This is a genomic window from Streptomyces sp. 7N604 (assembly GCF_052245475.1).
In the GTDB taxonomy this organism is placed as follows: Bacteria; Actinomycetota; Actinomycetes; order Streptomycetales; family Streptomycetaceae; genus Streptomyces.
Map to the genome: position 1 here is coordinate 1 of NZ_JBQQBX010000035.1, position 24,104 is coordinate 24,104.

At 71.3% G+C, this 24,104-nt stretch carries 20 protein-coding genes; 11 read left to right on the plus strand and 9 right to left on the minus strand.

The window, feature by feature from the left end:
* The first annotated feature begins 497 nt into the window (after window positions 1-497).
* Entirely contained in the window at window positions 498-947 is a 450-nt protein-coding gene (locus ACTWP8_RS31270; protein WP_443325452.1) for a PTS sugar transporter subunit IIA, read from the plus strand.
* A 77-nt stretch (window positions 948-1,024) separates the two neighbouring features.
* Window positions 1,025-2,695 carry a phosphoenolpyruvate--protein phosphotransferase gene (gene ptsP, locus ACTWP8_RS31275; RefSeq protein WP_443325453.1) on the plus strand — a complete coding sequence of 557 codons (1,671 nt, stop codon included), beginning with the start codon at window positions 1,025-1,027 and terminating at the stop codon, window positions 2,693-2,695.
* An 80-nt stretch (window positions 2,696-2,775) separates the two neighbouring features.
* On the opposite strand, the gene ACTWP8_RS31280 is transcribed toward ptsP, so the two are convergent.
* Entirely contained in the window at window positions 2,776-3,741 is a 966-nt protein-coding gene (locus ACTWP8_RS31280; protein WP_443325454.1) for a hypothetical protein, read from the minus strand.
* Window positions 3,742-3,842: 101 nt separating this feature from the next.
* Window positions 3,843-5,858, minus strand: coding sequence for an acetoacetate--CoA ligase (locus ACTWP8_RS31285; protein ID WP_443325455.1), 2,016 nt, complete (start codon window positions 5,856-5,858; stop codon window positions 3,843-3,845).
* 249 nt (window positions 5,859-6,107) lie between these two features.
* Here ACTWP8_RS31285 and ACTWP8_RS31290 point away from each other — a divergent pair, with 249 nt between their 5' ends.
* Entirely contained in the window at window positions 6,108-8,576 is a 2,469-nt protein-coding gene (locus ACTWP8_RS31290) for a glycoside hydrolase family 31 protein (RefSeq protein ID WP_443325456.1), read from the plus strand.
* 83 nt (window positions 8,577-8,659) lie between these two features.
* Here ACTWP8_RS31290 and ACTWP8_RS31295 read toward each other — a convergent pair whose 3' ends face one another.
* Entirely contained in the window at window positions 8,660-9,172 is a 513-nt protein-coding gene (locus ACTWP8_RS31295) for an NUDIX domain-containing protein (protein ID WP_443325457.1), read from the minus strand.
* Between the two features lie 139 nt (window positions 9,173-9,311).
* On the opposite strand from ACTWP8_RS31295, the gene ACTWP8_RS31300 reads away from it, so the two are divergent.
* Window positions 9,312-10,118, plus strand: a complete 807-nt coding sequence (locus tag ACTWP8_RS31300; RefSeq protein ID WP_443325458.1) for a M15 family metallopeptidase — start codon at window positions 9,312-9,314, stop codon at window positions 10,116-10,118.
* A gap of 61 nt (window positions 10,119-10,179) precedes the next feature.
* Here ACTWP8_RS31300 and ACTWP8_RS31305 read toward each other — a convergent pair whose 3' ends face one another.
* Window positions 10,180-11,910, minus strand: a complete 1,731-nt coding sequence (locus ACTWP8_RS31305; protein WP_443325459.1) for a glycine/sarcosine N-methyltransferase — start codon at window positions 11,908-11,910, stop codon at window positions 10,180-10,182.
* A 203-nt stretch (window positions 11,911-12,113) separates the two neighbouring features.
* Here ACTWP8_RS31305 and ACTWP8_RS31310 point away from each other — a divergent pair, with 203 nt between their 5' ends.
* The gene (locus ACTWP8_RS31310; protein ID WP_443325460.1) at window positions 12,114-12,467 is read left to right on the plus strand and encodes an Mpo1-like protein; all 354 of its coding nucleotides are present in this window, start codon (window positions 12,114-12,116) and stop codon (window positions 12,465-12,467) included.
* Window positions 12,468-12,490: 23 nt separating this feature from the next.
* Here ACTWP8_RS31310 and ACTWP8_RS31315 read toward each other — a convergent pair whose 3' ends face one another.
* From ACTWP8_RS31315 to ACTWP8_RS31330, 4 genes are all read right to left on the minus strand, one after another.
* Window positions 12,491-13,303, minus strand: a complete 813-nt coding sequence (locus tag ACTWP8_RS31315; protein WP_443325461.1) for an ABC transporter permease — start codon at window positions 13,301-13,303, stop codon at window positions 12,491-12,493.
* Window positions 13,304-13,324: 21 nt separating this feature from the next.
* Window positions 13,325-14,203, minus strand: a complete 879-nt coding sequence (locus tag ACTWP8_RS31320) for an ABC transporter permease (RefSeq protein ID WP_443325462.1) — start codon at window positions 14,201-14,203, stop codon at window positions 13,325-13,327.
* Window positions 14,200-15,402 (minus strand): ABC transporter substrate-binding protein, encoded by a 1,203-nt coding sequence (locus ACTWP8_RS31325; protein ID WP_443325463.1) that lies wholly within the window; start codon window positions 15,400-15,402, stop codon window positions 14,200-14,202. The genes ACTWP8_RS31320 and ACTWP8_RS31325 overlap by 4 nt, the downstream gene beginning before the upstream one ends.
* Window positions 15,403-15,496: 94 nt before the next feature.
* Window positions 15,497-16,570 carry an ABC transporter ATP-binding protein gene (locus ACTWP8_RS31330; RefSeq protein ID WP_443325464.1) on the minus strand — a complete coding sequence of 358 codons (1,074 nt, stop codon included), beginning with the start codon at window positions 16,568-16,570 and terminating at the stop codon, window positions 15,497-15,499.
* A gap of 136 nt (window positions 16,571-16,706) precedes the next feature.
* On the opposite strand from ACTWP8_RS31330, the gene ACTWP8_RS31335 reads away from it, so the two are divergent.
* From ACTWP8_RS31335 to glpK, 5 genes are all read left to right on the plus strand, one after another.
* The gene (locus tag ACTWP8_RS31335; RefSeq protein WP_443325465.1) at window positions 16,707-17,183 is read left to right on the plus strand and encodes a Zn-ribbon domain-containing OB-fold protein; all 477 of its coding nucleotides are present in this window, start codon (window positions 16,707-16,709) and stop codon (window positions 17,181-17,183) included.
* Window positions 17,180-18,370: a lipid-transfer protein gene (locus tag ACTWP8_RS31340; protein ID WP_443325466.1), complete on the plus strand. Its 1,191-nt coding sequence runs from the start codon at window positions 17,180-17,182 to the stop codon at window positions 18,368-18,370. Before ACTWP8_RS31335 ends, ACTWP8_RS31340 begins: the two co-directional genes overlap by 4 nt.
* 219 nt (window positions 18,371-18,589) lie before the next feature.
* Window positions 18,590-20,290, plus strand: coding sequence for an EAL domain-containing protein (locus tag ACTWP8_RS31345; protein WP_443325467.1), 1,701 nt, complete (start codon window positions 18,590-18,592; stop codon window positions 20,288-20,290).
* Between the two features lie 271 nt (window positions 20,291-20,561).
* On the plus strand, window positions 20,562-21,278 hold the full coding sequence (locus tag ACTWP8_RS31350; protein ID WP_443325468.1) for an MIP/aquaporin family protein: 717 nt from the start codon (window positions 20,562-20,564) through the stop codon (window positions 21,276-21,278).
* Window positions 21,279-21,300: 22 nt separating this feature from the next.
* Window positions 21,301-22,812 carry a glycerol kinase GlpK gene (gene glpK, locus ACTWP8_RS31355; protein ID WP_443325469.1) on the plus strand — a complete coding sequence of 504 codons (1,512 nt, stop codon included), beginning with the start codon at window positions 21,301-21,303 and terminating at the stop codon, window positions 22,810-22,812.
* A 156-nt stretch (window positions 22,813-22,968) separates the two neighbouring features.
* On the opposite strand, the gene ACTWP8_RS31360 is transcribed toward glpK, so the two are convergent.
* On the minus strand, window positions 22,969-23,577 hold the full coding sequence (locus ACTWP8_RS31360; RefSeq protein ID WP_443325470.1) for a GTP-binding protein: 609 nt from the start codon (window positions 23,575-23,577) through the stop codon (window positions 22,969-22,971).
* A gap of 262 nt (window positions 23,578-23,839) precedes the next feature.
* Between ACTWP8_RS31360 and ACTWP8_RS31365 the strand changes: the two genes are divergently transcribed.
* Window positions 23,840-24,079 (plus strand): DUF6296 family protein, encoded by a 240-nt coding sequence (locus tag ACTWP8_RS31365; protein WP_443325471.1) that lies wholly within the window; start codon window positions 23,840-23,842, stop codon window positions 24,077-24,079.
* Window positions 24,080-24,104 lie beyond the last annotated feature (25 nt).

Here is a 24,104-nt window from a genome sequence, read left to right on the forward strand (position 1 = left end):
TCCTCGCTGTGTATTTTCTTCAAAGGAACCTCGCCCCAGACCATCACGGCCCGGAGACGGGGTATCAACATATCTGGCGTTGACTTTTGGCACGCTGTTGAGTTCTCAAGGAACGGACGCTTCCTTCGAAACCACGGTACTTTGATTAACGCAGTACCGGCTTCTCCGGGCGCTTCCCTTCGGTGTTTCCAACACTATCAGGCATTTCCCGGCCCTCCGACCATTCATCTGCGGACATGCAGAATCGGATCCGGAATTGGATCAGGAACGAAATGTGATAGGTGCTGCCGTCCGCGCCTCGGTCGCGGTCAAACCGCGCTGCCTCGGCTGCGGGCAGGGGTACGACAGTACATGCTGCGCCGCGAGCGAGGCAAACCGATAACCGGCGCTCCGCGGGGCAGAGCCCTTCCTTCCTATGTCTTACGCTTCTGATCAGCACGCCGTCCTGGACAGGTAGTGACGGCGCATGATGAATCTCCACCTCTGGGAGGCCGCCCATGACCACCGTGACGTCCCCGCTCGCCGGGCGTGCCATCGGACTCGCGGCAGTGCCCGATCCCGTCTTCTCGGGAGCGATGGTGGGGCCCGGCACCGCGATTGACCCCGTGCGTGAGCCTCATGAGGCCGTCGCGCCCGTTGACGGCATCGTCGTGTCCCTGCACCCGCACGCCTTCGTCGTCGTGGACGGGGAGGGGCACGGTGTGCTGACCCACCTGGGCATCGACACCGTGCAACTGAACGGCGAGGGCTTCGAGTTGCTCGTCAGCAAGGGCGACACAGTGCAGCGCGGGGACGCCATCGTGCGGTGGGACCCGACCGCGGTGGAGGCGGCCGGGAAGTCCGCCGTGTGCCCGGTCGTCGCGCTGGAGGCCACGGCCGAGTCTCTCTCCGAGATCGCCGAGGACGCCGACCTGAAGCCCGGCGACACCCTCTTCGCCTGGCAGTGAACTCCGCGCCGCTTTGACGGCGAGTACGACATCCACCACGGCGGAAACGATCCGCCGCATCGACCGGAGACGGTGACATGGAGACAACGCTGCAGGGCGTCGGCGTGAGCCACGGCGTGGCGATCGGCGAGGTGCGGCACATGGGCACGGCGGTGCTCGAGCCGCCGGCAAAGCAGATTCCGACGGACGAGGCGCCGCGCGAACAGGGGCGCGCACGCCAGGCCGTCGAGGCCGTCGCTGCCGATCTGATCGCGCGCGGCAATCTGGCGGGCGGCGAGGCGCAGGCCGTCCTCGAGGCGCAGGCCATGATGGCCCAGGACCCGGAGCTGATGGCGGACGTCGAGCGGCGCATCGCCGTGGGAAGCACGGCAGAGCGGGCCGTGTACGACGCCTTCGCCGCGTACCGGGCACTGCTCGCGGGTGCCGGGGAGTATCTGGCGGGCCGCGTCGCGGACCTGGACGATGTGCGCAACCGGATCGTGGCGCGACTGCTGGGCGTGCCGATGCCGGGGGTGCCGGACAGCGACGAGCCGTACGTGCTGATCGCCCGCGACCTGGCGCCTGCCGACACCGCGCTGCTCGACCCGACCCTGGTGCTCGGCTTCGTGACCGAGGAGGGCGGGCCGACGAGCCACAGCGCCATCCTCGCGCGAGCGCTGGGCGTGCCGGCGGTGGTCGCGCTGCCGGGCGCGGGCGAGCTGGGCGAGGGCACGGTGATCGCCGTGGACGGCAGCACGGGTGAGATCTTCGTGGAGCCGAGCGCGGAGAAGCGCGCCGCTCTGGAGGCCGCGGCGGCCGAGCGCAAGGCGGCACTGGCCGCGTCGACCGGTCCCGGTGCGACGTCCGACGGGCACAAGGTGCCGCTGCTGGCCAACGTCGGCGGGCCAGCGGATGTGCCGGCGGCTGTCGACGCCGGTGCCGAGGGCGTCGGCCTGTTCCGCACGGAGTTCCTGTTCCTGGACGACAGCAAGAACGCGCCGTCGGAGGAGAAGCAGGTCCAGGCGTACCGGCAGGTGCTGGAGGCGTTCCCTGAGGGCCGTGTGGTCGTACGGGTGCTGGACGCGGGTGCCGACAAGCCGCTGGACTTCCTCACTCCGGCGGATGAGCCCAACCCGGCGCTGGGCGTGCGCGGTCTGCGCACGCTGCTGGACCACCCGGAGGTCCTGCGCACCCAGCTCACCGCGCTCGCCAAGGCCTCCGAGGGCCTGCCTGTCTACCTCGAGGTCATGGCCCCGATGGTGGCGGACCGCACCGACGCCAAGGCGTTCGCCGACGCGTGCCGCGAGGCCGGTCTGCAGGCGAAGTTCGGCGCGATGGTGGAGATTCCGTCGGCCGCGCTGCGCGCCCGCTCGATCCTGCAGGAGGTCGAGTTCCTGTCGCTGGGCACGAATGACCTCGCGCAGTACACCTTCGCCGCAGACCGCCAGGTCGGTGCCGTGTCGCGGCTGCAGGATCCGTGGCATCCCGCGCTGCTGGACCTCGTGGCGCTCTCGGCCGAGTCGGCCAAGGCCGAGGGCAAGAGCTGCGGCGTGTGCGGTGAGGCCGCGTCCGACCCGCTGCTGGCGTGTGTGCTCACCGGCCTCGGCGTGACGAGCCTGTCCATGGGCGCCGCGTCCATCCCGTATGTGCGCGCCACGCTGGCCAAGCACACCCTCGCCCAGTGCGAGCGTGCGGCCTCGGCGGCGCGTGCCGCGGACACCGCCGACGAGGCGCGCCGCGCCGCGCAGGCGGTGCTCTCGGGCGAGTAACCCCCGGTTCCGGTGCACTGCTGGTGGCCGCCCCGCTCCGAGCGGGGCGGCCACCGCCGTTTCAGCGGCCGGCACTGTTCTCAGCAATCTCCTTCCGGTGGCGGCAGCTCGATGCCCGGCCGGTAGTCGACGCGCGGCTCGGGCGGTACGGGCTCTCCTGTGTCGGCGTCGGTGCAGTACGCCGCGAACACTTCCGCCTCGGTCAGCGGCTGCAGCCAGCTGTCGCTCAACGACCAGCCCCGTACGACGTCGGGGCCGGCTTCCTGCGATCCGGCCACCCGCGGTCCGGCTTCCTGCGGTCCGCCGCCCCGGGTGCTGCTGCGGACAACGACACCGCCGCGGCTGCCGGTGACGATGCCCGCGGCCAGGACCGTGCAGAACACCAGGGCCTCCGACTCCCGGAGTTGGACAAGACCGTCGTCCCCGCACGCGGCATGAAGGACCGCGATGAGCGGTGCGCCGTCCACCGGCACGCTGCCCACCACGTGGTGCGCACCGGTGCCCACCGCTTCGATGAGCCGCATCAGGGCCTGCGAGGCCCTGGCGTACGCGGCCCTGCCCAGGTCCTGCCCGCAGTCGGCGCAGTCCCCCGCCGCGGCGAGCAGGGCGGTGGCGCGCTCGAGCGCGGCGTGCCGCTCCGCCTCGCCGATCAGCTCGGGCACCAGCAGTTCCATCGGCTGCCCCGCGTACGGCACGGTGGCGCCGAGGCCCGCCACATCCGCCGTGTAGCGAGTGCGGCTGTCCGGCAGGTCCGGGTCGAGCCGGGTCTCCTCGCAGAACTCCGCGTACTCGCGGGGATCGAAGAGGGCGACCGTGGTGTGCACGCCCTGTGACGACAGTGCGCGCAGCAGCCCCTCCATCTCCCGTAGATAGGCGGCGTGGTCGTCGAAGCCGAACGTCGCGTAGCGCCGCATGGCCGCGAAGTCCGCCTCGTCCGTCAATAAGGCCACTGTGCTGGGTACTTCGCGGCGCAGGGCGCGTCGCGCGCCGGGCTGCCGCTTGCCCCCACCGCTCCCGCCGTGCGTGCCGTTCCTGGTGCCTGTCATGACTCCCCCTCAGTGCATGAGCTTCACTTGCTCACTCACCGTAATCGAGGGGTCTGACAACGCAGGGTGACGGTTGCGGGGATGACGGCTGGGGCGTGAGGCTACGCCGTGCGGTCGCGGGCGACGCGCTCGTAGAAGCGGAGAAGTTCGATGTCGTCGACGGAGCCGGGGTTGACGGCCTTGTCGAGCGGGGTGCCCTGGAGCAGCCGTTTGACGGGGACCTCGATGCGCTTGCCGGTGAGGGTGTGCGGGACGCCGGGAGCCTCGATGATGTCGTCGGGTACGTGGCGCGGCGAGAGCTGTTCGCGGATGGTCCGCTTGATGCGGTCGCGGAGTGCGTCGTCGAGTTCGGCGCCTTCTGCGAGGTGGACGAAGAGCGGCATCCAGTAGCCGCCGTCGGGCTGTTCGAGGCCGATGACGAGGGACTCGCGGATCTCGGGGAGGCGTTCGACGGCCTCGTAGATGTCGGCGGAGCCCATACGGACGCCCTGCCGGTTGAGGGTGGAGTCGGAACGGCCGTGGATGACGACGGTGCCGCGCGAGGTGACGGTGATCCAGTCGCCGTGCCGCCACGCGCCGGGGAACATCTCGAAGTAGCTCTCCCGGTAGCGGCTGCCGTCCGGGTCGTTCCAGAAGCGGATCGGCATGGACGGCATGGGGTTGGTGACGATCAGCTCGCCGACCTCGTCGGTGACCGGCTTGCCGTGCGGGTCCCAGGCCTGGAGGTCCGTACCGAGGCAGGGGGCCTGGAGTTCGCCGATGTAGACGGGGAGGGTGGGGACGGCTCCGGCGAAGCAGCTGCAGACGTCCGTGCCGCCGCTGACGGAGGCGATCCACATGTCCTCGGCGACCTCGTCGTGGATCCAGCGGAAGCCGTCGGGCGGCAGGGGCGACCCGGTGGTGGCGACACACTTCACGCGGGAGAGGTCGAGATCCCGGCCTGGGTGCACGTCCGCCTTGCGGCAGGCCATGACGTACGCGGCCGATGTGCCGAAGAAGGTGGTGCCGGTGCGCTCGGCGACGCGCCACTGGGCGGCGGTGTCCGGGTAGCCGGGGCTGCCGTCGTAGAGGACGACGGTCGCGCCGACGAGCAGGCCGGAGACGAGGAAGTTCCACATCATCCAGCCGGTGGAGGTGTACCAGAAGAACCGGTCGGCGGAGCCCAGGTCGGTGTGGAGCGCCAGCTGCTTGAGGTGTTCGAGGAGGATGCCGCCCTGGGACTGGACGATGGCCTTGGGCAGCCCCGTGGTCCCGGAGGAGTAGAGGACCCACAGCGGGTGGTCGAAGAGAACCTGCTCGAAGACGGGCTCCGCGTCGGTGGAGACCAGCTCGGACCAGTCGAGGGCGCCCTCGGGCGCATCGGCGCCCAGCAGCGGGATGTGCACCACGGCGCGCAGGGTGGGCAGTTCGCGGCGCAGCTCGGCGACGACGTCCGCGCGGTCGTGCTCCTTGCCGCCGTAGCGGTAGCCGTCGACGGCGAAGAGGATGACGGGTTCGACCTGCTGGAAGCGGTCCAGGACGCTGCGGGCGCCGAAGTCGGGGGCGCAGGAGGTCCAGACGGCGCCGACGGAGGCGGTGGCGAGGAGAGCGATGACAGCCTGGGGCACGTTGGGCAGATAGCCGCTGACGCGGTCGCCGGGCCGTACGCCGAGGCGGCGCAGTTCGGCGGCGAGCGAGCCGACCTGGCGGCGCAGCTCGGCCCAGGTGACGGGGCGCGGCTCGTGGGTCTCGTCGACGTGGAGGAGGGCCGGGGCGCCGGCACGCGCGCGGTCCTCGGCGGCGCGCAGGGCGTGCTCGGCGTAGTTCAGGGTCGCGCCGGGGAACCAGCGGGCGCCGGGCATGGCGGGGTCGGCGAGCACGGTCTCGTAGGGCGTGGAGAAGCGCACGTCGAAGAAGTCCGCCGCGGCCTGCCAGAAGCGCTCGAGCTCGTCGACCGACCAGCGGTGCAGTGCGGCGTAGCTCGCGGCCGGGTCGCCGGGCACCGCCCGCGGTGCGCCGTACCGGTCGGCGGCCCACTCCTGGAAGCGGGTGACCTGCGCGCCCGCGATGCGATCGGCTCCGGGCCGCCACAGCGGCTGCGGTCCGGCGGGCGTCGGTGCGGTGTTCGCTTCGGTCATGGCACGGGCTCCCGGGCTGTCGCGTCGTCTTCGTCGCGTGGTCTGCTGGTGGTGCGCCGCGTGGTGTGCGGCGCCGCGCGCGCGTGCGGGGTCTGCACGTGTGCGGCTGATCAGGACGATGCCATGTGATCGACTCAGGCACCAGGGTCACCACCCCACATCGGAGGGCCATGATGTGTGGCCGCACCACGGGTGAACGGCAGTTGAACGCGCCTCGTACGCTCCTTCTCCGATGGCAGGCTGAGCAGCATGGATGCGCGTGAGCTGGTGCGGTCGGTGAAGGTGGTCGGTACTGCGCAGGGACTGCGCTCGGTGCGGGCGGCGTGGCGGAGACAGCGCGCCGACGCGGCCGGCTTGAAGAGACGCGGACCGGAACGCGCGCGTGTGCCGGGTCTCGCCCAGGGCGCGGACCCGCAGCCGGGGGGCGGAGTGGTCCGGTTCGCGCGCTCCTCCCTGCGGGTGAGAGTGGCCGCGGGCGGCGCGGTCTTCTGCGGCTGGGACGGGGCGGAGCCCGAGCCGTCGTACGCCCTGGCCCGCGGCTGTCCCGGCGCGGACACGCGCGCGATGCTCGAGCCGGACAAGGACGGCGGCTGGCGCGTGGTCTCGGAGCGGGTGACGGTGGCGGTGTCCCGGCACGGGGCGGTGGAGATCCGTACGCCGGGCGGCGTGGTGCTGCGGCGGGATCTGCCGCCGCGCTGGTGGGATCCGGTGGACGAGGCGGGGGGCGGCGGGTCGCGCTGGGTGCAGCGCTCGGAGGTGGCGGCGGACGCGCGGTTCTTCGGCCTGGGCGGGCGGGCCGCGGGGCCGCGGCTGCGGGACGGCTCGTACCGGCTGTGGAACACCGACCCGGGCGGAGGCGGGTTCGGGCCCGGCGACGACCCGCTCTACATCTGCATGCCGGTGCTGCTGGTCGTCGCGGATGGGGGCACCCACCTGGTCTTCCACGACAACTCGTGGGACGGCCGGGTGCAGCTGCGCGAGGGTGAGGAGGGCGCGGGCTCGGGGCACGACCGGCCCGGCGCCTGCGAGCTGCGGCTGGACGGCGGTCCGCTGCGCTCCTGGACGGTGGTCGGCGGCCCCGCGCGCGTGCTGCGGGGCTGGACGTCCCTGACGGGCGCGCCGGCGCTCCCGCCGCGCTGGGCGCTCGGTTACCACCACGCGCGCTGGGGCTTCGGCAGTTCGGACGAGGTGCGGAGGGTAGCGGCCGGCTACCGGGAGCGCGGACTGCCGCTGTCCGCGCTGCACCTGGACATCGACCACATGCGCGGGCACCGGGTCTTCACGGTGGACACCGAGCGCTTTCCCGATCTGCCCGCGCTGGCAGGGGAGCTGCGGGAGGACGGGGTCCGGCTGGTGTCGATCATCGACCCGGCGGTGAAGGCGGAGCCCGGCAACGCGGTGTACGACAGCGGGGCTGCCTCCGGCGCCTTCGTGCGGGACGCGCGCGGGCGCGAGGTGCGCGGTGTGGTGTGGCCCGGCGAGTCCGTGTACCCGGACTTCACGGATCCGCAGGTCCGCAAGTGGTGGGGCGGCCTGTACGCGGAGCGGCTGGCGCAGGGCTTCTCCGGGATGTGGCACGACATGAACGAGCCGGTGTCCTTCACGGCCTTCGGCGATCCGACGCTGCCGCGCTCGGCCAGGCACGACCTCGAGGGCCGGGGCGGCGACCACCGGGAGGCGCACAACGTCTACGGGCTGGGGATGGCCAGGGCCGGGTACGAAGGGCTGCGCGAACTGCGGCCCGAGGAGCGGCCGTTCCTCTTCTCCCGGTCGGGCTGGGCGGGAATGCAGAGATACGGCGGCTCGTGGTCCGGGGATGTGGCCACCGGGTGGCCGGGGATGCGGGCCTCGCTGGCGCTCGTGATGGGCCTCGGGCTGAGCGGGGTGCCGTACTCGGGGCCGGATGTCGGGGGTTTCACCGGCTCTCCGTCGCCGGAGCTGTATCTGCGCTGGTTCCAGCTGGCGGCGTGGCTGCCGCTGTTCCGCACCCACTCGGCGGTCTTCGCGGGGCGCCGTGAGCCGTGGGAGTTCGGACCCGAGGTGCTGGAGCACGCGCGCGTGGCGCTGCGCGAGCGGGAGCGGCTCCTGCCGTACTTCGTCACGCTGTCGCATGTGGCCCAGCGGACGGGGGCGCCCTATGTGCGCCCGGTGTGGTGGAGCGCTCCGGAGGACCGGTTGCTGCGCGACTGCGAGGACGCGTTCCTGCTGGGAGATGCACTGCTGGTCGCGCCGGTCATGGAACACGGAGCCACTCGCCGGGCGGTGCGGCTGCCGCGGGGGCGGTGGTACGACACGGCGACCGGGGCGGCGTACGAGGGGCCGGGGCAGGCGCTGGTGGACGCGCCGCTGTCGCGGATTCCGGTGCTGGTGCGGGCGGGTTCCGTGCTGCCCGTCATGGGCGACGGCGGGGCAGGCGGCAGGAATGCGGCGGACGGCGGAGGCACGGCAGACGGCAGGAACACGGCGGACGGCGAGGGCACAGCCGACCGCGAGGGCACAGCCGGCCGCAGGGGCGTGGAGCTGGAGGTGTGGGCCCCGGCGGCGGGGCGCAGGGGCAGCGGTCTTGTGGTGGCCGATGCGGGGGACGGCTGGGAGCGGCCGCGGCTGGAGCGGTTCACCTCACGCGTGGTGGACGGGCGGGTGGTCGTCGAGCGGGAGGGCGACGCTGCCGGCCGAGAGCTCGGGTATGCCGTACGGGTACGGGGCATGGTGGGCTGATCCGTCGGGGTCGGGAGTCGCGGGCCCGCGGGTTGACCGACTGCGGGGCGACCGTGCCCATGATGCAGTCCCGTTGTCGTCCCTCAGTGCTGGTAGCGGCCTTCGAACCAGGCGCGGGCTGCCGCGGTGTGCAGCGGAAAGGCGAGCTCGGCGGGCGCGTCGAGAACCTCCCAGCCCTCCGTCTCGTCCGTGGGCGCGGGCGGCGGGAGGTCGCCGACGGTGCGCCGGGGCAGGAGGCCGAAGACCAGCAGATGGCCCGCAGACGAGCTGAGGACGTCGGCGAGGCGGACTGAGACCGGGGCGGCCTCGATGCCGGTCTCCTCGCGCAGTTCCCGTACGACGGCGCCGCGCCAGTCCTCGCCGTGGTCGATGAAGCCGCCTGGCAGGGCCAGCCGTCCGCGCTGCGGCTCGATGGTGCGGCGAACGACGACGAGGCCCGGGGCGCCGCCGCCGACGGGCTGCAGAGCTACGGCGACGGGCAGAGGGTTGCGGTAGACCGTATTGCCGCACTCGGCGCACCGGCGGGGCCAGGCGACGCCGGGAGGGTAGGCGGCGCCACAGAAGGAGCAGTGGGAGGCGGGTTCGGCATCGGGCACGCGCGGACTGTATCCAATTCTCCTGCGGCGGCTGCCGCCTGCGTACGAGTGCGCCGCCTATCTGTCCGGCCCTGCTTGGAGCCGAAGTGGTAGCTGATGAGGGCTGACAAGAGCCCGCGGCCTGATAAATCTCTTGAGCATGCCACGAATCGCCGCCGCACTCCGCGCCGTTGCCCTGTCCGCCGCCGTGCTGGCCGCTGTCACCGCCGCTCCCCCGGTGGCGGAGGCGAAGCCCGAGCCGAAGGCCCCGAAGGAGTTCGTCGCCCTGCGGGACGTCGATCCCACGATCCTGCACGAGATCCGCTACATCACACCCCACAACTTCGTGGGAGAGCGGATCGACGGATACCGCCAGCCGCTGTGCCTTCTCACCAGGCCGGCGGCCAAGGCTTTGCACAAGGCGCAGGTAAAGCTCTTGAGAAAGGGCTATTCGCTCAAGGTGTACGACTGTTACCGGCCGCAGCGGGCCGTGGACCACTTCGTCGCGTGGGCGAAGGACCTCGACGACCAGTCCATGAAGGGCGAGTTCTATCCGCAAGTCGACAAGTCGAGGCTGTTCGCGGACGGCTACATCGCGGAGAAGTCCGGCCACAGCCGGGGCAGTACGGTGGACCTGACGATCGTCAAGCTCCCGGCCCGGCCCACCCGCCCGTACGTACCCGGCGAACCGCTGGTGCCCTGCTACGCACCGCGCGAAGAGCGCTTTCCCGACAACTCGGTCGATATGGGCACCGGTTTCGACTGCTTCGACACCCTCTCGCACACCCTGGACCCGCGCATCCAGGGCGAGCAGCGCGCGAACCGGCTCCTGCTGAAGAACACGCTGGAGGGGCTCGGATTCGTCAACCTCCCCGAGGAGTGGTGGCACTTCACGCACAAGCCGGAGCTCTTCCCGGACACCTACTTCGACTTCCCCGTTTCGAGGAGGTCGCTCACCCGTCGGTGAGCCGCAAGGAAGCCGCCCTCGCTCCCCGCGGCGAGCGAGGGCGTGCGCCCGAAGAGCCCGGCTAGTGGGCTCCCAGCCTGTAGTGGAAGATCCCCCACGTGAGGTGCTTCTGCCGGCCACCGTTGACCCAGTGCCCGAGGCCCTTTTTCATCTGGGCGAGATACTCGTGGCTCACCATCCCCGCCAGCCCTTCGGCCTCCTGGCGCTCCGTCTCCTCGAGCACCCGCCCGTAGTGGGTCGTCAGGTGCTCGCAGTGCTCCTCGAAGCCGCCGCCGGCCTCGGTGAAGCCGAGCCGGGCCAGCTCGCGCGCATAGAAGCCGGGTGAGCCCATGTCGTCCAGGTGGATGCGGTCGAGGATCGGCTGCAGTACGCCGTCGGGGCAGTTGTCCGCCGCCATCGGGTCGGTGAAGATGAAGTGGCCGCCGGGCCGTAGCACGCGTGCGGCCTCCTCCAGCACCCGGACGCGGTTCCCGCTGTGCAGGAAGGCGTCCTGGGACCAGACGACATCGACGGACGCGTCCGGGTACGGGATGTTCTCGAAGGACCCGTCCACGACGTCGATCCTGTGAGTCAGGCCGCGGGCCGCGTTCAGCTCCTTGTGGCGCTCGTTCTCCACCTCGCTGAGGTTGAGCGCGAGGACCCGGCAGCCGTAGGTCTCGGCCAGGTACCGTGCCGAACCGCCGAAGCCCGAACCGAGGTCCAGCACCACGGAGTCCTCGGCCGGCTCCAGCTTCGAGGCCATGCGCTCGACGGTGCGGCGGCTGGCGTCCGCGATGGCCTCGTCGGGGTGCTCGTAGAGGCCGATGTGGATGTCCTCGCCACCCCACACCGTGGCGTAGAAGGTGTCGGCGTCGGGCGAGTTGTAGTAGCTGCGGGCGGTGCCGACCGCGCCCGCGTACGGACCCTCCTGATCGTCTTCCATCCGGTACTCCTTCTCCGCCACATGAATGAAGAAGTCCGGCTGCTCCCCCCGGTAGGTGTGCTGGAAGTCGCCGTAGGTCTCAATGCGCTGGAATCCCACCTCGGACATGAGCCGACGGGTGTAGTCCGCCCGCAACGGGAACATGTTGAGGTGGTAAACGGAGTTGTCCGGGAAGTGATACCGCATGCGGCACAGCCCCTCGTCGACGTACTCCGGCTCCACTGCGACGTCATCGCCACAGTAGTAATAGGTGTGCTTGCTCGTGTATCCCTGGTCCAGAATCGCATCGTAGTTGCGCTGGTCCAGGACGAGAACCCCGTCGTGCTTCAGCATCGCGTAGAATTCGGCGAGTGCCTTGCGCCGGTCACGCTCCGAGAAGAGATGCGTGAAAGAGTTGCCGAGACACACAATGGCGTCGTACTCCCCGTGCACATCCCGGTTGAGCCAGCGCCAGTCCGCCTGGACGACGCGCAGGACGTGGTCCCCGTGCTGCATACCGTTCTTGAAGGCCATCGCGAGCATGTCGGCGCTGCCGTCCGCACTCACGGCGTCGAAGCCGGCCGCCAGCAGCCGAACGGAGTGGAAACCGGTACCCGTCGCGACGTCGAGTACGCTCTTCACCCCCCGCCTGCGCAGCAGGTCGATGAAGAAGTTTCCCTCGCTCTCTGCCCTCTTCTCCCAATCTATGAGAGAGTCCCACTTCTCGACGAAGCTCGGGACGTATTCTTCGGTGTAATGTCCGGTTTCTCGGACCTCGACGGGATTGTCTCCGAATTTCTGAACCGGTTGCGCGGTGATGAGCGAACCTCCAGTCGTGGGAGCTGTGACGCGGCCGTCCAGGACGGGCTTGAGGCCTCGGGAACCGCGCACGATCTCCAGCGCATCGCTATCCAGACCCGCGAGATGTATGCCTCCAAGTTCCCTGTACGGCTTCGGGTTTCCGGGTGAATGCCGCCCTGACCAGTGGCTTTGTGATCTCGATTTTCGGCCACGGGCGCATCCGCGCCGCCCCGGCCGCCCGCCGCCGGACGCGGGGGCTCCCCCCGTCTCCCCCACTGCACTACGGTGCGGACATGACGCAGCCGACGTTCGACACGTACGAGGACTTCTGGCCGTACTACGTGGCCATGCACTCCAAGGCAGCCACACGCTGGGTTCACCTGGCCGGCACGCTGACCGGACTCGCCGTCAGCACGTACGGGCTGCTCAGCGGCCGTCGGCGCTATCTGCTGGGGCTGCCCGTCATCGGCTACGGCACCGCCTGGCCCGCGCACTTCCTCATCGAGAAGAACAATCCGGCCACCTTCGGGCATCCCGCCTGGTCGCTGCGCGGCGATGCGCAGATGATCCGGATGATGCTCGCGGGCCGCGATCACGAACTCGCGGAGATCGCCGCCAAGTGGCTTGCCGAGAACGACGGCTCCTGACCCGCGGTTCCCGGCTCCGGGCGTTACAGGCGGCCGCCCGCCGCGTCCGAGGACAGCCGCTGGGCGATGTAGACCGGCAGCACCGACAGCGCGATGAGCAGCGCCGCCACGACGTTGACCACCGGCGCCTGGTTGGGGCGGGCCAGGTTGGCGTAGATCCAGATCGGCAGAGTCTGGGTGCCGGGTCCTGCCGTGAACGTGGTCACCACGATCTCGTCGAAGGACAGCGCGAAAGCCAGCAGCCCGCCCGCCAGCAGCGCCGACCGGACCGCCGGGAAGGTCACGTAGCGGAAGGTCTGCAGCGGGCGCGCGCCCAGGTCCGCTGACGCCTCCTCGGCCGAGGGGGCGACGCGGCGCAGCCGGGCGGCGACGTTGTTGAAGACGACGACGATGCAGAAGGTGGCGTGCCCGACGACCACGGTGAAGAGTCCGAAGCCGACGCCGAACGGCTCGAGGACCGTGCGGAAGGCGGCGTTGAGCGCGATGCCGGTGACGATGCCGGGCAGTGCGATCGGCAGGACGACGAGGAACGAGACGGCCTGCCGCCCGAAGAACCGGTGCCGGTGCACGGCGAACGCCGCCAGGCTGCCCAGCACCAGCGCCACGGCGGTCGCCCCGAGCCCCGCCTCGACCGAGGTCAGCAGCGCCTCCCGGGCTCCCGCGCTGTGCCAGGCCCGCCGCCACCACTCCCCCGTGAGGCCGGACGGCGGCCACGCGAAGGAGCGGTCGGCGTTGAAGGAGTTGAGCAGGACCAGCAGCAGCGGCACGTAGACGACCGCGAGGCCGAGCGCCGTGACGCAGCCGAGTACGGTGCGGGCGGTACGGGAGAGCTGCAACGGCCCTATCCCTCCGGTGAGTTACAGCGCGTCGAGCGCGCCGGCGCGGCGCACGGCGGCGAGGTAGCAGAGGATCAGCACGACGGGCACCGCGGACAGCGCCGCCGCCATCGGCAGGTCGAGAGTGACCTGCGAGGCGATGGCGTTGCCGAGCATCTGGGTCCTGCCGCCGACGATCTGTACGGCGATGTAGTCGCCCAGGCTGAGCGAGAAGGTGAAGACCGAGCCCGCGAGGATCGCGGGGCGCAGCGCGGGCAGGACGACGGAGCGCAGGGTGCGCCAGGCGCCGGCGCCGAGGTCGGCCGAGGCTTCGAGCTGGTGGTCCGGGAGGCGCTCCAGGGCCGCGTACACGGGCAGGATCATGTACGGGAGCCAGAGGTACGCGAGTACGAGGACGACGGCGGTGGTGCCGTAGCCCGGGCCGTGCAGGCCGAGCGGTGCGGCCAGGGCGTTCACCACGCCGTCCTCGCTGAGCATGACCCGCCAGGCGTACGCCTTGACCAGGTAGCTCGCCCACAGCGGGGTGAGGACGGCGACGACCAGAACGCCCCGCAGCCGCGCCGGGGCGACGCGCGCCATGAAGAACGCCATGGGCAGCGCGAGCAGGGCGTCGATGAGGGTCACGGCCATCGCGGTGCCGAGGGTGCGCAGCGCGATGGTCCGGTAGACGGGCGTGGTCAGGACCTGCCGGACGTTGTCGGTGTTCCAGATCCGCAGCACGTCGGAGGTGAAGCTGTCGGTGGTCCAGAACGCCGAGAGGAGCAGGACGGCGAGTGAGCCGAGGTAGGCCGCTGCCAGCCACAGCAGCGGAGGCGCGAGCAGCGCCGCCAGCCTCAGCCGCCCGCCGGCGGCCCCGTCTGGACGCCTTGAGTCAGCCCTTGACGCAAGGCTTGATGTCAACCCTTGATCTCTGTCCATGCCCTGGTCCAGCGCGCGTAGTCGGTGCAGGTCGCGTTCTTGCGACCGTCGAGGCACTGCTTGACCGGGGTGGTCCAGAAGTGAACGCGCTTGAAGTACGCCTCGTCGCCCGCGTGGAAGGTGTCGCAGAAGGCCGGGTCGGAAGTCTCCCGGCACGCCTTCTCGTTGGCCGGTGCTTCCCCGAACCACTCGGCGACCTGGGCGTTGACCTTGGGCGAGACGATCCAGTCGAGCCACCTGTAGGCGCAGTTGGGGTGCTTGGCCCGGGCCGCGACCATCCAGGTGTCGGACCACCCGGTCGACCCCTCCTTGGGGAGGATCGCCTTGACCGGCGCCTTGTCGGCGGTGGCGAGGTTGGCGATGACCTGCCAGGTGGTGCCGACCACGCTGTCGCCGCTCTTGAAGGCGCTGACCTCCTTCTGGTAGTCGCTCCAGTACTCGCCGATCGCCTCACGCTGCTTCTTCAGCAGATCCACGGCGGCGCCCAGTTGCTTCTCGTCGAGCGCGTAAGGGTCCTTGATGCCCAGCTCCGGCCGGGTCTTCATGAGGTAGAGGGCGGCGTCGGCGATGTAGATGGGCGAGTCGTACGCGGTGACGTGGCCGGTGTGGCGGACGGCGTCGTCGAAGACCGCGCTCCAGGAGTCGGGAGCGGGTTTCACCTTGTCGGTGCGGTACATGAGGAGGTTCGCGCCGCGGCCGTGCGGGATTCCGTACATCCGGCCCTCGGCGGAGTTGAACGGCTGGTTCTTGAGGCTGCGGAAGATGTCCCGGTAGTTCGGGACGAGAGCGGTGTTGACCGGGGCGGCGTCGCCGGAGGCGATGAGGCGCAGGGTGGCGTCGCCGGAGGCCGAGACCGTGTCGTACTGGCCGGTCTTCATCAGCGAGACCATCTCGTCCGAGGTGCCCGCGACCTTGGTGTTGACCTGACAGCCCGTCTTCTTCTCGAAGGGGTGGACCCAGTCGGCCTCGGGGTCGTTGGAGCCGTCCTCGGCGTAACCCGCCCAGGCGATGATGTTGACCTGGCCCTCGCCCGCCCCGAGCTTCTTGTGCATCGGGACGTCGGGGGCCTGGAAGCCCTGGGGTCTGCCGGACGATCCACTGCCGGAGTCGGAGCCGCAGGCGGCGGTGAGGAGCAGGGCGCAGGCCGCGGCAGCGGCCCGCAGGACGGTCGACGTGCGCATCCGGTCCTCCTCGGCGGTTGGTGCTGAGGAGCAGTCAGTATCCAGATCTTCACGCACAGTCGAAAGAGCGCATCAAAAGGCGTGCACCGACCGGTCAATAGTCCGTCAAGTCGGGTACTTCATAAGGCGCTTCGTCGGGCCACAGGGCGAGGACCTCGGATCCGGTGCCGCCCGGAGCCCGGTCCCCGCTGCGCAGTACGGCGGTGATCCGCCCGCCGCCGTCGAGGTCCATGCGCACGCGCGTGTGCGCCCCCGCGTAGACGACGTCGGCGATCCGCCCGGGCGCAGAGCGCTCACCGGGTCCTGGCTTCCCGTCCGGGGCGGCCAGCCGGATCCGCTCAGGGCGGATGCTGTACGTGCCGGGGCGGCCGACGAGGCGTAAGGCGTCGGGGCCGCGCAGCAGGTTGGTGTCGCCGACGAAGCCCGCCACGAAGGCGGTGGCGGGCCGCTCGTACACCTCGGCGGGGGTGCCGACCTGCTCGATCCGGCCGCCCTCGACGACCGCGATCCGGTCGCTCATCGTCAGGGCCTCCTCCTGGTCGTGGGTGACCAGGAGGAAGGTGATGCCGGTGGTGCGTTGCACCTCCCCCAGCTCGGTCTGCATCCGCTGCCGCAGTTTGAGGTCCAGGGCGCCGAGCGGCTCGTCGAGGAGCAGCACGCGGGGGCGGTCGACGAGGGCGCGGGCGAGGGCGACCCGCTGGCGCTGGCCGCCGGAGAGCTGTGCGGGGCGGCGCGGTCCGTATCCGGCGAGGCGTACGGTCTCGAGCGCCTCACGGGCACGGGCCAGTCGCTCGGCTCTGCGGACGCCGCGCACCGTGAGGGCGTAGGCGACGTTCTGCTCGACGTTCATGTGCGGGAACAGCGCGTAGTCCTGGAAGACCGTGTGCACGTCGCGGCGATGCGGGGGCAGGGCGGTGACGTCGCGGCCCGCCAGCTCGATACGGCCCGCGGTGGGGCGCTCGAACCCGGCGACGAGCCGCAGGAGGGTGGTCTTCCCGGAGCCGGAGGGGCCGAGGAGGGAGAAGAACTCGCCGTCCCTGATGTCGAGGTCGACACCGGCCACGGCGGTTACGTCGCCGAACTGCTTGCGGACGCCTGCCAGTCGCAGCGCCACCGGAGCGGCCGGTGCCCGCGCCTCTGCCGGTGCCGCTGGTTCAGCCGTCGCCATGCGCACGCCTCCCGAGACCGCCGGTGCCCTGGTGGTGCGCCGGCACTGTACCGGGGATTCCTCTCCCCCGGCGGGGCATGGCACACTTCTGACGAACCGTCAGTTCGTTGTCAGCGATCGTTTTCCGGGAGGGCTCGTGGCACGCGCTCGTACGCCCGTGGTGGCCGGCTGGTTCAGTGAGGACCGCGAGGACGGGGCGGACGGCAAGGGCGGCGGGGGCTTCCGGCTCCTCGGCACCCGCTGCACGGCCTGCGCCTCGGTCTTCTTCCCCCGCGAGGACCGCTTCTGCCGCAACCCCGCCTGCGGGAGCAGCGAGCTGGCCGAGGTGCCGCTGTCCCGGCGGGGCAGGGTCTGGTCGTACACGGACGGCCGCTACCGCCCGCCCGCGCCGTACGTTTCCGATCCCGGCCGCGCGTGGGAGCCGTACACGCTCGTCGCGGTGGAGCTGGCGGCCGAGCGCATGATCGTGCTCGGGCAGGCCGCGCCCGGAGTGACCGTGGCCGATCTGGCGGTCGGCATGGAGGTCGAGGTCGTGCCCGGCGTGCTGGGCGAGGACGACGAGCACATCTGGACGACCTGGAACTGGCGGCCTGTGGCGGAGCTGCGCGGATGACCGGCGACGTGGCGGTGCTCGGCGCCGGGATGCACCCGTGGGGCAAGTGGGGGCGCGGCTTCGTCGAGTACGGCACCGTGGCCGCCCGCGCGGCGCTGGCCGACGCCGGGATCGGCTGGGCGGACGTGCGGTCGGTGGTCGGCGCGGACACCGTGCGCGGCGGCTACCCCGGCTATGTCGCGGGGGCGACGTTCGCCCAGGCGCTGGGCTGGCAGGGAGCGCGCGTGACCAGTGTGTACGCCGCCTGCGCGTCCGGTGCCCAGGCGGTGAACACGGCCCGCGCGCAGATCCTTTCGGGCATGGCGGACGTGGTCCTGGTGGTCGGGGCGGACGCGGCGCCGAAGGGCTTCTTCGCCCCGGCGGGCGGGAGCCGCCCCGACGACCCGGACTGGCTGCGCTTCCGCATCCTCGGAGCCACGAATCCGGCCTACTTCGCGCTGTACGCCCGCCGCCGCATGGCGCTGCACGGCGACACGCCCGAGGACTTCGCCCAGGTCAAGGTGAAGAACGCGGCCGCGGGCGCGCTCAACCCGAACGCCCGCTACCGCAAGGCCGTCAGCGCCGAGGAGGTGACCGCGTCCGCGGTCGTCGCCGATCCGCTACGGCTGCTCGACATCTGCGCGACCTCCGACGGGGCGGCGGCGCTGGTGCTCTCGAGCATCGGCTTCGCGCGGCGGCACGGGGTCGCGGACCCGGTTCGTATACGTGCCGTCTCTACGGTGACGCCGCGCTACCCGAGGACCGTGCCGGACCTGCCCGACATCGCCACCGACTCGGCGGCGGCCGTGGAGCCCGCGCCCGGGAGCTTCCGCGCCTCGATCGCGCAGGCCGCGTACGAGGAGGCGGGCATCGGCCCCGGGGACCTGTCGCTCGCAGAGGTGTACGACCTGTCCACCGCCCTGGAGCTGCAGTGGTACGAGGACCTGGGGCTGTGCGCCGCCGGAAAGGGCGCCGCGTTGCTGCGCGAGGGGGCCACGGCGCTCGGCGGACGCATCCCGGTCAACCCGAGCGGCGGACTCGCCTCCTTCGGCGAGGCCGTGCCCGCCCAGGCCATCGCGCAGGTCTGTGAGCTGACCTGGCAGTTGCGCGGACAGGCGGGAGACCGACAGGTGCCGGGGGCGCGGGCCGGGATCACCGCGAACCAGGGGCTGTTCGGACACGGCTCGGCGGTGATCGCCGTCCGCTGACGCATCGCGCTCCTCAAGGATCGTCCGGGCCGGTCCGAGGGCGGCCCGGGTCCGGTCGGGGGCCGGTGGGGGCTCGGTCGGGGCCGTCCGAGGCCGGTGGGGCTCGGTCCGCACTGCGGCGCGAACAGCAGCGCGAACGGCGGCGTACGCTCCGGACAGGCTCGTGAACTCTGCGTGAATCGGACGTCCATACAGGGGAGTTGTGGACATCATGCTTGGGTGCCTTCATGGACGGACCAGCTTCGCTTCGCCTTCCAGCCCGTCGTGAATCTCGCGACCGGGTCGGTGGCGGCGTTGGAGATACTCGCCCGCCCTGAGCGGGGCGATGTGCTCGCCCAGGCCCGTCGCAACGCGGATGTCGACGGGGAACTCGCCGCGCTCGCCGTCCTGTCGGCGACACGGCAGGAGACGCTCCTGCCGCTGCATGTGAACGTCTTCGCCGGAACGGCCGCCGACCTCGGCGGACTCGCGTCCCTCGAGATGGCCGTCAGCGGCGTGGGCCGGCGCCCCTGGGAAGTGACCGTCGACCTCGGCGCCCCCTTCACCCACGTTCCGCAGCGCGCCCTGCTGACGGCGGTGGAGCGGCTGCGCGACGAGGGCTTCCGGATCTGCGCCGACGGGGTGGGCGACGGGGACGTGCCGCTGCGGCTGCTGGCGGACCTGGCACCGGACCTGGTCAAAATCGACGCCTCGGTCGTGGCGCGGCTGCCCGAGGACCGCGGCTGCCGGGCGGTCGTCGCCGGGCTGCGTCGGTTCTGCGACGACGCGGGCGGTCAACTGGCCGTCGAGGGCGTGGAGACCGAGCTGCAGTGCGCCGCGGCGCGCGACACCGGTGCACAGCTCGCTCAGGGCGACCTCTTCGCGCCGCCCTCGCGGCTGCCGGTCGCCGACGTGTACCGCCCGGCCCGGCCGCCGCTCGCACCCGCCGGTCCTCAACAGGGTCTCGCGGGGCCGCTCGTGCGGGAGTTCCTTCAGCCCGCGGCGCTGCTCCCGGTGGACGCCTCCTCCGGTCAGGTGCGGGCCCTGCTCACCGGATCGCCCCAGGTGTCCGGCGTCATGCTGGTCGACGCCGACGGAGTGCCCGTACGGGCCGTGGACCGGGACCGCTTCCTGCTGTCGCTCTCCGGGCGGTACGGGCACGCGCTGTACGCCGACCGGCCGGCGGCGCGCCTCGGCGACCTGCCGCGCACGGTCGGCGCGCACGCGACGGCGTGGGAGGTGCTGGACGTGGTGGCGGCCGACGAGCGCAGCCGCACGGCCGACGACGTGGCGGTCGTCGACGCGAAGGGCCGCTGCGTGGGCGTGGTGCACCTGGCCGACATCGTGCGCGCGCTGGCCGAGAGCCGGGTGGAGGAGGCGGCCGGGCTCAACCCGCTGACCCGGCTGCCCGGTTCGGACGCGATCAACTCCGAAGTGGACCGGCGGATCGCCGACGGCCGGGAGTTCGGGCTGAGCTGGCTGGACGTGGACGGCTTCAAGCAGGTCAACGACGGGGCCGGGTTCGCGGCCGGCGACGAGCTGATCCGGGCGGTGGGCCGCAGGCTCGCCGAGGCGGCGGCCCTCCGTCCTGCCGCCCGCGTCGGACACATCGGCGGAGACGACTTCCTGCTGCTGGCCGACCCCGAGGGGATGGAGCCGCTGGCCCGCGCGGTCCTCGATGCGCCCTGGTCGGCGGGCGGAATGCCCGTCACCATGTCGCTCGCGACCGTGCTGTGCCCGCCGGGCAGCGTGGCCGACCACCACCAGGCAGCGGCCTGCCTGGCCCCGCTGAAGAAGACGGCCAAGGCGCTGTTGGGGGCCAGTTGGGTGCTGGGCCGACCGGGCTCCCTACGGCAGGAAGTGCGGCGGGGTACGGCCCTGCGGGTACCCGGTCCTGCCGGCTCCGCGCGGGCCCAGAGGGGTGTGCACGCCACGGGCTGAGGGGTTGCTGTCGGCGACCTTGACGCCCCAACAGCACCGGTGAACACTTCCGGATGTCAGTCGGCATCGCCGCACGCCGGCCGTCGGCCCAGTGGCCGTCGGCCCCTCTCCCCACGGGCGATTCCGCTGTGTTGGCACGCTCGTCGCGGACGCCCGGGCGGGGCGTGAGCACACCCCTGCCGCAGGCTCCGAAGCGGGTTGGGAAAGACGCACCCTGCAGCACGGAGGACCGGGGCAACGAGCACACCCGGGCGAGGGACTGGGAGCCGTAATGCAATTTTCCAATGGGGACATATTCGTCGGTGAGGTCATCGGCACCGCGATCCTGATCCTCTTCGGCGCGGGTGTCTGCGCCGCCGTCACACTCAACCACTCGAAGGCGAAGGCAGCCGGGTGGATCGTCATCGCCTTCGGCTGGGGCTTCGGCGTCATGGCCGGTGCCTACACCGCGGCGCCGCTGTCCGGTGCGCATCTCAACCCGGCGGTGACCGTCGGCATCGCCACCGACACCGGCGACTGGGACAAGGTGCCGCTCTACATCCTCGGCCAAATGGTCGGCGCGGCCATCGGGGCGGCGCTCACCTGGCTCGTGTACTTCGCCCAGTTCGGCGCCAACGAACAGCCTACGCTGGGCATCTTCTCGACCGTCCCGGAGATCCGGAACCCGGTCGCGAACCTTCTCACCGAAACCATCGCGACGGTGGGGCTGGTGCTGCCGATCCTGGCCCTCGGCCTCACGAAGGGCCTCGGCGAATCCGGCACCACGATCCTCATCGTGTCCTTCCTCGTCGTCGGCATCGGCCTCTCGCTCGGCGGGCCCACGGGCTACGCCATCAACCCGGCGCGCGATCTCGGTCCCCGTATCGTCCACGCCCTGCTGCCCATCCCGCACAAGGGCACGTCCGACTGGGGATACTCGTGGGTACCCGTGGCGGGCCCCCTGATCGGCGCGGTGCTCTCCGGCCTGATCTTCAACGCAGCTTTCTGAGCCTCGCAGTCAGGAGACGTCCATGACGGACACGTACGTCGCCGCGATTGACCAAGGCACCACTTCAAGTCGCTGCATCATCTTCAATCAGGACGGCGCGATCGTCGCCGTCGACCAGCGCGAGCACCGGCAGATATTCCCCAAGCCCGGCTGGGTCGAGCACGACGCCACCGAGATCTGGTCCAAGGTGCAGGCCGTCGTGGCGGGTTCACTCGCCAAGGCGGGGCTGCGCGCCGACCAGCTCAGCGCGCTGGGCATCACCAACCAGCGCGAGACGACGGTGCTGTGGGACCGCTCGACCGGCAAGCCGGTGCACAACGCCATCGTGTGGCAGGACACCAGAACGGCAGCGCTGTGCAACGAACTCGGCGGCGCGGACGGGCAGGACCGTTTCCGCGACGCCACCGGGCTGCCGCTCGCCAGCTACTTCTCCGGGCCGAAGGCCGCCTGGCTGCTGGACAACGTGCCGGGGCTGCGCGCCCGCGCCGAGAACGGCGAGATCGCCTTCGGCACCATCGACTCCTGGCTCATCTGGAATCTGACGGGCGGTACGGACGGCGGGGTGCACGTCACCGACGTCACGAACGCCGGCCGGACGCTGCTGATGAACCTCGAGACCCTGCAGTGGGACCCGGCCATTCTGGCCACGATGAACCTGCCCGAGGCGATCCTGCCGGAGATCCGCTCCTCGGCCGAGGTGTACGGCACCGCTGTCGGCCAGCTGGCGGGTGTGCCGGTGGCCTCCGCGCTCGGCGACCAGCAGGCGGCCGTGTTCGGCCAGACCTGCTACGGCGTCGGCGAGGCCAAGAACACCTACGGCACCGGCAGTTTCCTGCTGCTCAACACCGGCAACCGGCCCGTACCGTCCAAGAGCGGGCTGCTCACGACCATGGGCTACCAGCTCGGCGGCGAACAGCCGGTCTACTGCCTCGAAGGCGCCATCGCGATCACCGGCGCTCTGGTGCAGTGGTTCCGCGACCAGCTCGGCATCATCAGCTCGGCCGACGAGATCGAGACCCTGGCGGCGAGCGTCGAGGACAACGGCGGGGCGTACATCGTCCCGGCCTTCTCCGGCCTGTTCGCCCCGTACTGGCGCTCCGACGCGCGCGGTGTGGTCACGGGCCTGACCCGCTACGTGACCAAGGCGCACCTGGCGCGGGCCGTGCTGGAGGCGACCAGCTGGCAGACCCGCGAGGTCGTGGACGCGATGTACCAGGACTCTGGCGTGCAGATCACCTCGCTGAAGGTGGACGGCGGCATGACCGCCAACGGTCTGCTGATGCAGCATCAGTCGGATGTGCTGGGCGTGCCCGTCATCCGGCCGGTGATCTCCGAGACGACGTGCCTGGGCGCGGCGTACGCGGCCGGGCTCGCCACCGGGGTGTGGCAGGACCTCGACGAGCTGCGGGCGCACTGGAAGCGCGACCAGTTGTGGGAGCCGCACATGGAGCCGCAGGCACGCGAGCGCGAGTACGGCAACTGGCGGAAGGCCGTCGAGCGCAGCTTCGGCTGGGTGGAGGAGGACGGGGTGTAGCCGCGGCCACGGAAGAGGCCTGACGGCCCGTCGAGGCGCCAGCCCGGCGAGGCCGCGGGCCGCACGGGTACGGCCCGCGTTCCGGACGGTGGAGCGCGGGCCCGTACTCTCGTGACCTCCGTACTCTCCTGACGTCCGTACTCTCGTGACGCGCCGTCAGGTGGCGGCGGGCTGGCGGTGGTCGGAGCCGGATTCCAGCGCGTGCTGGACCACGGAGATCAGCACGTCCTTGGCGGACGCCCGCTCCCGCGCGTCGCACAGCAGGACGGGCACGCCCGGGTCGAGGTCGAGCGCGTCGCGCACCGCGTCGGGCGGGTAACGCTTGGCCCCGTCGAAGCAGTTGACGGCGACCGTGAAGGAGATGCCGCGCCGCTCGAAGTAGTCGATGGCGGCGAAGCAGTCGCTGAGGCGGCGGGTGTCCGCGAGCACGACCGCGCCGAGCGCTCCCTGCGCCAACTCGTCCCACAGGAACCAGAAGCGGTCCTGACCCGGCGTGCCGAAGAGATAGAGCACCAGGTCGTCGCGGAGCGAGATCCGCCCGAAGTCCATGGCGACGGTGGTGGTGCGCTTCGCCTCGATCCCGTCGGTGGGGTCCACGGGACGGCCCGCTTCGGTGAGCAGTTCCTCGGTGCGCAGCGGTCTGATCTCGCTCACCGCACCGACCAGCGTCGTCTTGCCGACACCGAAGCCGCCCGCGACCAGGATCTTGAGCGTCACCGGTTCGACGGAGGACTTGCGACGCCGCTCGGAGCGCCCGAAGACCATGGCTCTCTCTTCCGATTCGCCGTACGGGGATCCTTCCGGAAGGACTGTAGCGGCGACCGGCTCCCCCGCGCGTCCCAGGTCCCGAAGAATCGGCGGGGCCGGGCCGCGGATCGCAGTGCGGGCCTCCGTGCGCGCCGCGTGGATGCCCGTACACCCTCCGTGTCCGGAACTGTCCGAAGTAGGCGACATTAGGTGTTGAATGCCCCATTTTGGGCAACCAGGGCTATGCACCGAATGGGGGTTCACGGCAGAGGAGGGCGTCATGCGGCAGGCGGAGGAATACGAACTTGTGTTCGCGAGTTCCGGTCAACCGGCGCCCGCGACCGAGGACGTCGTGGTGGTGCACCGCACGGACCGGAGCGGCCCCGGTGGTCACCCGGTGTACGCGGACGACACCGGGATCGTCCGGGCGGAGATCAGCGACCGCGCCGAGGTACGGATGATCGCCAGCGGCGGGCACCAGGAGCACCGCTCCGCGGTTCAGGCCCGCCCCGTCGGCTAGCGGCATTCCAGAGCCCGGAAGGGGC

Excerpts from the sequence above, each read along its gene's own strand:
- ACTWP8_RS31270 (WP_443325452.1), top strand. The coding sequence starts at position 498 with ATGACCACCGTGACGTCCCCGCTCGCCGGGCGTGCCATCGGACTCGCG.
- ptsP (WP_443325453.1), top strand. The coding sequence starts at position 1,025 with ATGGAGACAACGCTGCAGGGCGTCGGCGTGAGCCACGGCGTGGCGATC.
- ACTWP8_RS31280 (WP_443325454.1), bottom strand. The coding sequence starts at position 3,741 with ATGACAGGCACCAGGAACGGCACGCACGGCGGGAGCGGTGGGGGCAAG.
- ACTWP8_RS31285 (WP_443325455.1), bottom strand. The coding sequence starts at position 5,858 with ATGACCGAAGCGAACACCGCACCGACGCCCGCCGGACCGCAGCCGCTG.
- ACTWP8_RS31290 (WP_443325456.1), top strand. The coding sequence starts at position 6,108 with ATGGATGCGCGTGAGCTGGTGCGGTCGGTGAAGGTGGTCGGTACTGCG.
- ACTWP8_RS31300 (WP_443325458.1), top strand. The coding sequence starts at position 9,312 with ATGCCACGAATCGCCGCCGCACTCCGCGCCGTTGCCCTGTCCGCCGCC.
- ACTWP8_RS31310 (WP_443325460.1), top strand. The coding sequence starts at position 12,114 with ATGACGCAGCCGACGTTCGACACGTACGAGGACTTCTGGCCGTACTAC.
- ACTWP8_RS31325 (WP_443325463.1), bottom strand. The coding sequence starts at position 15,402 with ATGCGCACGTCGACCGTCCTGCGGGCCGCTGCCGCGGCCTGCGCCCTG.
- ACTWP8_RS31330 (WP_443325464.1), bottom strand. The coding sequence starts at position 16,570 with ATGGCGACGGCTGAACCAGCGGCACCGGCAGAGGCGCGGGCACCGGCC.
- ACTWP8_RS31340 (WP_443325466.1), top strand. The coding sequence starts at position 17,180 with ATGACCGGCGACGTGGCGGTGCTCGGCGCCGGGATGCACCCGTGGGGC.
- ACTWP8_RS31350 (WP_443325468.1), top strand. The coding sequence starts at position 20,562 with ATGCAATTTTCCAATGGGGACATATTCGTCGGTGAGGTCATCGGCACC.
- glpK (WP_443325469.1), top strand. The coding sequence starts at position 21,301 with ATGACGGACACGTACGTCGCCGCGATTGACCAAGGCACCACTTCAAGT.
- ACTWP8_RS31360 (WP_443325470.1), bottom strand. The coding sequence starts at position 23,577 with ATGGTCTTCGGGCGCTCCGAGCGGCGTCGCAAGTCCTCCGTCGAACCG.
- ACTWP8_RS31365 (WP_443325471.1), top strand. The coding sequence starts at position 23,840 with ATGCGGCAGGCGGAGGAATACGAACTTGTGTTCGCGAGTTCCGGTCAA.